Annotated in this window: 7 protein-coding genes and 1 pseudogene; 4 read left to right on the top strand and 4 right to left on the bottom strand. The window is 65.4% G+C overall.

Going from position 1 to position 6320, the window contains the following annotated elements; all coding sequences use genetic code 11:
- The first annotated feature begins 248 nt into the window (after positions 1–248).
- Both folE and ACRDU5_RS14875 read left to right on the top strand, forming a co-directional pair.
- Positions 249–751: pseudogene (gene folE / locus ACRDU5_RS14880) on the top strand (GTP cyclohydrolase I).
- A gap of 31 nt (positions 752–782) precedes the next feature.
- Positions 783–1166: a DUF488 domain-containing protein gene (locus ACRDU5_RS14875; protein WP_526615361.1), complete on the top strand. Its 384-nt coding sequence runs from the start codon at positions 783–785 to the stop codon at positions 1164–1166.
- Between the two features lie 82 nt (positions 1167–1248).
- Here the strand turns inward: ACRDU5_RS14875 and ACRDU5_RS14870 are convergent, their stop codons facing one another.
- The 4 genes from ACRDU5_RS14870 to ACRDU5_RS14855 all read right to left on the bottom strand — a co-directional run bounded on the left by ACRDU5_RS14870 (position 1249) and on the right by ACRDU5_RS14855 (position 5227).
- Positions 1249–1755 carry a VOC family protein gene (locus ACRDU5_RS14870; protein ID WP_526615360.1) on the bottom strand — a complete coding sequence of 169 codons (507 nt, stop codon included), beginning with the start codon at positions 1753–1755 and terminating at the stop codon, positions 1249–1251.
- Between the two features lie 307 nt (positions 1756–2062).
- A complete protein-coding gene (ctaD, locus tag ACRDU5_RS14865) occupies positions 2063–3808 on the bottom strand; it encodes an aa3-type cytochrome oxidase subunit I (protein ID WP_526615359.1) in 1746 nt (581 codons plus the stop codon).
- A gap of 128 nt (positions 3809–3936) precedes the next feature.
- On the bottom strand, positions 3937–4866 hold the full coding sequence (locus tag ACRDU5_RS14860; RefSeq protein WP_526615362.1) for an NAD(P)H-dependent flavin oxidoreductase: 930 nt from the start codon (positions 4864–4866) through the stop codon (positions 3937–3939).
- A gap of 70 nt (positions 4867–4936) precedes the next feature.
- Entirely contained in the window at positions 4937–5227 is a 291-nt protein-coding gene (locus ACRDU5_RS14855; protein ID WP_526615358.1) for a DUF2249 domain-containing protein, read from the bottom strand.
- Positions 5228–5274: 47 nt separating this feature from the next.
- Between ACRDU5_RS14855 and fdxA the strand changes: the two genes are divergently transcribed.
- Together fdxA and ACRDU5_RS14845 are read left to right on the top strand one after the other, a co-directional pair.
- Positions 5275–5619: a ferredoxin gene (fdxA, locus tag ACRDU5_RS14850; RefSeq protein WP_526615357.1), complete on the top strand. Its 345-nt coding sequence runs from the start codon at positions 5275–5277 to the stop codon at positions 5617–5619.
- On the top strand, positions 5619–6314 hold the full coding sequence (locus tag ACRDU5_RS14845) for a helix-turn-helix transcriptional regulator (protein WP_526615356.1): 696 nt from the start codon (positions 5619–5621) through the stop codon (positions 6312–6314). Before fdxA ends, ACRDU5_RS14845 begins: the two co-directional genes overlap by 1 nt.
- Positions 6315–6320: the final 6 nt, after the last annotated feature.

Genomic DNA, 6320 nt, shown 5'->3' with positions numbered 1-6320 from the left:
GTGTACGACCCGGCCTGGCACCGGCGCACCAAGTCCGGCACCGATACCCCTGTCGGGTAGTCGAACCCACCCTGCTCATCCCTCCGTTCACCCGACACAACTACGCCTGCGACGGGTGGACGGAGGGATCCTCTCGTCTCCGGAAGGAACCCGCCATGCATTCCAGCGCGGCATTGCAACTAGTGCACGAGTCACCACATCGGGATCTGGCCGCCGCGGAAGTCGCCGCCGCCGCATTCCTTCGTGCGCTGGGGATTTCACTGGATTCCGAAAGTCTTGCCGGCACACCCGCGCGGATGGCGCGCGGCTACGCCGAACTGTTCACACCGCGGACCTTCGATCTGACCACCTTTCCCAACGACGAGGGCTACGACGAACTCGTGATTTCGCGCAACCTACCGCTGCGATCGGTATGCGAGCACCACATGTGCCCTTTGTCGGGATCGCCCACATCGGGTATCTGCCCGGCGAGCGCATCATCGGACTATCCAAGCTCGCCCGCGTCGCCGAGCACTTCGCCTGCCGACCCCAACGCCAGGAACGACTCACCAAACAAATCGCCGACTGGCTCGACGCACAGCTGCAGCCCCGCGGCGTCGGCGTGGTCATCGAGGCCGAGCACAGCTGCATGACCCTGCGAGGCGTGCACGCCGCCGGATCGGCGACCATCACCTCCACGCTGCTGGGCGCGCTGCGCGAAGACCCGCGATCACGCCAGGAGTTCTTCGCACTCACCGGCGCCAACACCTGACCAACAACGACAACCCCACCAGGGAGATGTCATGACCCAACGACGAAACGTCAAGGCACGCCGGATCTATGACCCGGCGCTGCCCTCAGATGGCACCCGTGTCCTGGTCGATCGGATCTGGCCCCGCGGCGTGAGCAAAGCCCGCGCGCAGCTCGACGAATGGTGCAAGGACATCGCTCCGTCCACCGAACTACGCAAGTGGTACAGCCACGACCCCGCCCTGTTCGAGGAGTTCGCTCACCGCTACCGCGACGAACTGAGCGACCCCGCCCGCGCGGCCGCAGTCGCGCATCTGCACGACTTGTCGAAGAGAGGCGCGCTAACCCTGCTCACCGCCACCAAGAACGCCGACCTGAGTGAGGCCGCGGTCCTCGCCGACCTGGTCGGCTCGGGCCGACGCCGGCCCGTCGGCTGAAACCCCCACGTCTCACCGGCGGTTCTCCTACCCCGAAACTGTGTGACTATCGGCAGTTCCCCGAGGGGTTGCCTCTCAATTACTATGCGTCGGTGAGAGATTCACGTCGCGTGCTTGTAGCGCTTGCTCGCGTCGCAGCACGTACCACCCCGCGCAGCCGCGACGCGATCAGCTCTCGCGGAAGCCGGCTCGGACTGGGATAGGCGACGATGACCCTGCCGTGGTCCGGGTCGCAGCCCTCCACGAACGTCAACCCGTTCTCGGTGTATGTATAGGTGGCCGGATCATGGGCGCGCAGACGGTTGGTCACCCGCTCCAACTCGGCTTGGCTGTCGGTGGCCCACATCAGGTACTCGATACCGATGGGGGCCAGCCGCGGCCGCCGAGACCGCCCCGTCGCATGCAGATAGATCTGAAACCCGTCCGGGGTCAACAACAGCGCCGTGTCGGGTTCGCGCAGGGCGACCCGGCAGCAGAACACATCGCGATAGAAGTTCACCGATCGGTCCAATTCGGCCACCCGCAGCACTGTCGATGCAACCGTCGTCGTGACCCCGCCGGCGTGAGCTGGTTCTGTCGCCTGCCTCATCGCCCTACCTCGATCTATTTAGAGTATTTTACTCCTCTATACTAACACCTCGCGCTTCGCGTCGGCGCGACCGTGCAGACGTCACAACCGCGACCATCGTGCCATCAGCGGCGACCACCACGCGACGTTAATCCCCCGCCGACAACGGTAATCGACACCGATGATGCGTGCGCCGGACGCTTCTTCGACCCCCGCGGAAGGGTGCACGGTGCCACTCGTCTGTTCACAGGATTGGGCGCAAAGGGGCGTGGCCAGTGTCCTTCCTCAATGAGTTTCGTCGCTGAGCAGTGTCAAGTGCCGGGCGTGCTCATCCGCCGGAGGGGTTGTTCTTGGGCACGGCCGGCGTTGCGGTTTCTGCGGCCGCGTTTAAGCGTCCGCGGCGGACGATGTGGGATTCTGCGCGCATCCGCTCGGCCATGTGCGGGTAGTGCAGCTCGAAAGCGGGCCGCTCGGAGCGGATTCGGGGCAGTTCGGTGAAGTTGTGCCGTGGCGGCGGACAGGTGGTCGTCCATTCCAGGAAGCTGCCGTAGCCCCACGGGTCATCGACGATGACGACCTCGCCGTAGCGGTAGCTCTTAAAGATGTTCCAGACGAACGGCAACATCGATGCCCCCAGGGTGAACGCCCCGATCGTCGACACGATGTTCAAGGCGGTGAATCCGTCGGCGGGCAGGTAGTCGGCGTAGCGGCGCGGCATGCCTTCGTTGCCCAGCCAGTGCTGCACCAAGAAAGTGGTGTGAAAACCGATGAACGTCAGCCAGAAATGCAGCTTGCCCAGCCGCTCGTCGAGCAGCCGGCCGGTCATCTTCGGGAACCAGAAGTAGATGCCGGCATAGGTGGCGAACACGATCGTGCCGAACAGCACGTAATGGAAGTGCGCGACCAGGAAATAGGTGTCGGTGACGTGGAAGTCGATCGGCGGGCTGGCCAACATGACCCCCGACAGACCGCCTAGCAGGAAGGTGAGCATGAAGCCCACCGAGAACAGCATCGGTGTCTCAAATGTCAACTGGCCGTGCCACATCGTGCCGATCCAGTTGAAGAACTTGATCCCGGTCGGGATGGCGATCAGATACGACATGAATGAGAAGAACGGCAGAAGGACGGCGCCGGTGGCGAACATGTGATGGGCCCACACCGCGGTCGACAGGGCCGCGATGCTCACTGTCGCGTAAACCATGGTGGTGTAACCGAAGACCGGTTTGCGGCTGAACACCGGAACGATTTCGGTGATAATGCCGAAGAACGGGATCGCGACGATGTACACCTCGGGGTGACCGAAGAACCAGAACAGGTGCTGCCACAGGATCACGCCACCGTTGGCCGGGTCATAGATGTGACCACCCAGGTGCCGGTCGAACGCCAACCCCAGCAGCGCGGCCGTCAGCAGCGGGAACGCGATCAGCATCATGACGCTGGTGACCAGGATGTTCCAGGTGAAAATCGGCATCCGAAACATCGTCATCCCCGGCGCACGCATGCACACCACGGTGGTGATCATGTTGACCGCACCCAGGATGGTGCCCAGACCGGCGATCGCCAGACCCATGATCCACAGATCGGCGCCCGCACCCGGCGAATGCAGCGCGTCGCTGAGCGGGGCGTAGGCGGTCCAGCCGAAGTCGGCCGCACCTCCCGGGGTCAGGAAGCCGGCGACGGTGACCAGCGCGCCAAACAGATACAGCCAGTAGCTCAGCGCGTTGAGCCGCGGGAACGCCACATCCGGGGCGCCGATCTGAAGCGGCAGAATGCAATTGGCGAAACCGAACACGATCGGTGTGGCATACAGCAACAGCATGATCGTGCCGTGCATGGTGAACAACTGGTTGTACTGCTCATTGGACAAGAACTGCAACCCCGGCGCGCCCAGCTCCGAACGCATCAGCAGCGCCATCAACCCGCCGGCCATGAAGAAGCCGACCGAGGTGACCGTGTACATGATGCCCAGCAGCTTGGGGTCGGTAGTCGTCACCACCCGGTATACGAACGACCCCTTGACCCCCCGCCGCGGCGAAAACGGCCGAGTGGGCGTCAGTTCGGCAACCGCGCTCACGGTGCGCTCACATCGGCGTGGGGATATGTCATCTCGTGTGCCATCGCCACCGCTTCCCCCTACCCAATCCTATTTAACGGACTATAGCCCGTTAAATAGGATTGGGTAGGGGGTGCGGGGAGGGCCCGCTAGGTATAGCGGCGGTCGAGCAGGCGGGCCGCGTCGGCGCACAGTTCATCGATCACCTCGGCGGCGGGACGCACGGTCCGCAGCATCGCCACACCCTGTCCGGCGTTGATCGGAGCCAGCCGGTGATCGTGGGCGGCGATAGCCGCTGCCAGTGCCGCGTGGGCGTGGTGGTCGGCGGACAACTCCTGTTCGTGACCGTGCCAGCGGTCGGTGAACCTGTTGCGCAGCACCCGTTCTGGGATCCTCGCCGGCCATGGATAGCGCTGCGCGATATCGAAGACGCGGGTGCTCACGGTGTCGCTGTCTTGGGCGGCGAGCAGCGCCTGGCGCGCGTTGTCCGACGACAGCGTTTCGGTGCAGGCACACAATGCGGTGCCCAGCCACGCCCCGGAGGCACCGGCGGCCAGAACGGCAGCCAGAGCGCGTCCGCAGGAAACCCCGCCAGCGGCCAGGACGGGCACCGATAGGTGATCGAGGATGGCCGCCAACAGTGGCAGGGTGCCGACGGTGGGCTCTCCGTGTCCGCCCGCTTCGGCACCCCGGGCGATCACGACATCGCATCCGGCCTCGACTGCGCGCACAGCGGCCCGCAGGTTCCCGACCTGGGTGGCCGCGGCGATACCCGCATCGTGCGCGCGCCGAACCCAGGAAAAGTCCTCACCGAAACTGACCGACAGCAGCGCCGGTTTGGCGGCGATCGCCGCGGTGAGCAGGTGGGGTTCGCTCGCGATCACCCATGCCACCAGGCCGATGCCAAACGGGCGGCCGAGCTCGCGCAGCTGCCCGAGTTGCTCATCGAGTTGCAAAGTTGAACCGGCGCTACCGATCCCGACCATGCCCAGCCCGCCGGCACGCGAGACCGCTGCCGCCAGCGCACCCCCGGCTACTCCACCCATCGGCGCGTTGACAATCGGGACGTGAAGGCCCATCGCGCGCGACCAGTCAGTCGACAACGGCGCCACAGTGGTTCCTCCTGCACACGTGGATGACGCGGTGACCTCAGAGCAGGCCGGCGATGCCGGGTTCGGTGATTCGGACGATCCGGATCCGCCACAGTCTGTCGGCCGGGCTGCCTTCCAGATAGCGCCAGTCGTAGGCACCGGGCCGGTCGCGGGCGAACTCCTCGCGCAGGTGTATCGGGTCGTGGCTGTTGACGAGCACGAACGACTCGCCGGCGGCCAGTGCGTCGAAGCGGGCGAAGATCATCGGGTGCCGTTGGGATTTCGGTATGTGGCGCACGTCGAGCTCGTCGGTGTCGGTGGTTGCGTGTGGATCGTCGTAGAGAGTCATGAACACATACTATTCCTACAAGTAGTAATTGGAGTAATGTCGTGGGTATGACATACGTGATCGGACAACCGTGCGTGGACATCAAGGACCGTGCCTGCGTGGATGAGTGCCCGGTGGACTGCATCTATGAGGGCGCACGGATGCTCTACATCCATCCCGACGAGTGTGTCGACTGCGGCGCGTGCGAGCCGGTATGCCCGGTGGAGGCGATCTACTACGAAGACGACGTGCCTGAGCCGCTGCGGCCCTACATCGATGAGAACGTCAAGTTCTTCACCGACATCCTGCCGGGCCAGACCGATTCGCTGGGATCACCGGGCGGAGCGGCGAAACTCGGTGCCGTCGATGCCGACACCCCGATGGTGGCGGCGCTGCCGCCGCAGGGCGACTGATGCCCACCGACGCGGCCACACAGCAACCGGGGATCGGCCCCTCGGGGCGCCGAGACGTCATCCTGGCGCTGCTGCGGGCCCCGGCCGAGCCGCGCAGCATCGCCAGCGTTGCCGATGAGCTCGGCGTGCACCCGAACACGGTTCGGTTTCACATCGGCGCGCTGCTGCGCGCGGGCCGCGTCGAACAAGTCCTCGGTGACTCCGCCGGTCGCGGCCGTCCGCCGATCCTGTTTCGCGCCAGCCGCCGGATGGACCCGACAGGGCCGACGAACTATCGGCTGCTCGCCGCCATTCTGACTGGCTATGTGGCCCGCAGCCCCGATGCCGCCGGCATCGCCGCCCAGTTGGGCCGTTCGACGAGCCCGGCGCTGGTGGCATCCTCCGGCCAGCACCGCGCGCCGTCGAAAACCCGCGCGGTCACCGAACTGGTGGAACTGCTGGCGGAGTTGGGGTTTGAGCCCGAACCCGCCGGCGGTCCGCGTGCGCGCGAGATCCGGTTGCGGCACTGTCCCTTCCAGAACCTGGCCGAACAACACGGCGAGGTGATCTGTTCTGTGCACCTGGGCCACATGCAGGGCGCGCTGAGCGCGATGCGGGCACCGGTGACCGTGGATCGTCTCGACCCGTTCGTCGAGCCCGACTTGTGCGTCGCGCACCTGGCACCCGCACCGTCCCGTGATCGGCACAAATCATGACCGAGC

The sequence above is a fragment of the Mycobacterium sp. genome, from assembly GCF_050701515.1.
Taxonomy (GTDB): Bacteria; Actinomycetota; Actinomycetes; order Mycobacteriales; family Mycobacteriaceae; genus Mycobacterium.
The sequence above is the reverse complement of the archived record's forward strand: the minus strand, read 5'-3'. Positions and strand labels throughout refer to the sequence as shown.

Excerpts from the sequence above, each read along its gene's own strand:
- ACRDU5_RS14875 (WP_526615361.1), top strand. The coding sequence starts at position 783 with ATGACCCAACGACGAAACGTCAAGGCACGCCGGATCTATGACCCGGCG.
- ACRDU5_RS14870 (WP_526615360.1), bottom strand. The coding sequence starts at position 1,755 with ATGAGGCAGGCGACAGAACCAGCTCACGCCGGCGGGGTCACGACGACG.
- ACRDU5_RS14860 (WP_526615362.1), bottom strand. The coding sequence starts at position 4,866 with ATGGGCCTTCACGTCCCGATTGTCAACGCGCCGATGGGTGGAGTAGCC.
- ACRDU5_RS14855 (WP_526615358.1), bottom strand. The coding sequence starts at position 5,227 with ATGACTCTCTACGACGATCCACACGCAACCACCGACACCGACGAGCTC.
- fdxA (WP_526615357.1), top strand. The coding sequence starts at position 5,275 with ATGACATACGTGATCGGACAACCGTGCGTGGACATCAAGGACCGTGCC.
- ACRDU5_RS14845 (WP_526615356.1), top strand. The coding sequence starts at position 5,619 with ATGCCCACCGACGCGGCCACACAGCAACCGGGGATCGGCCCCTCGGGG.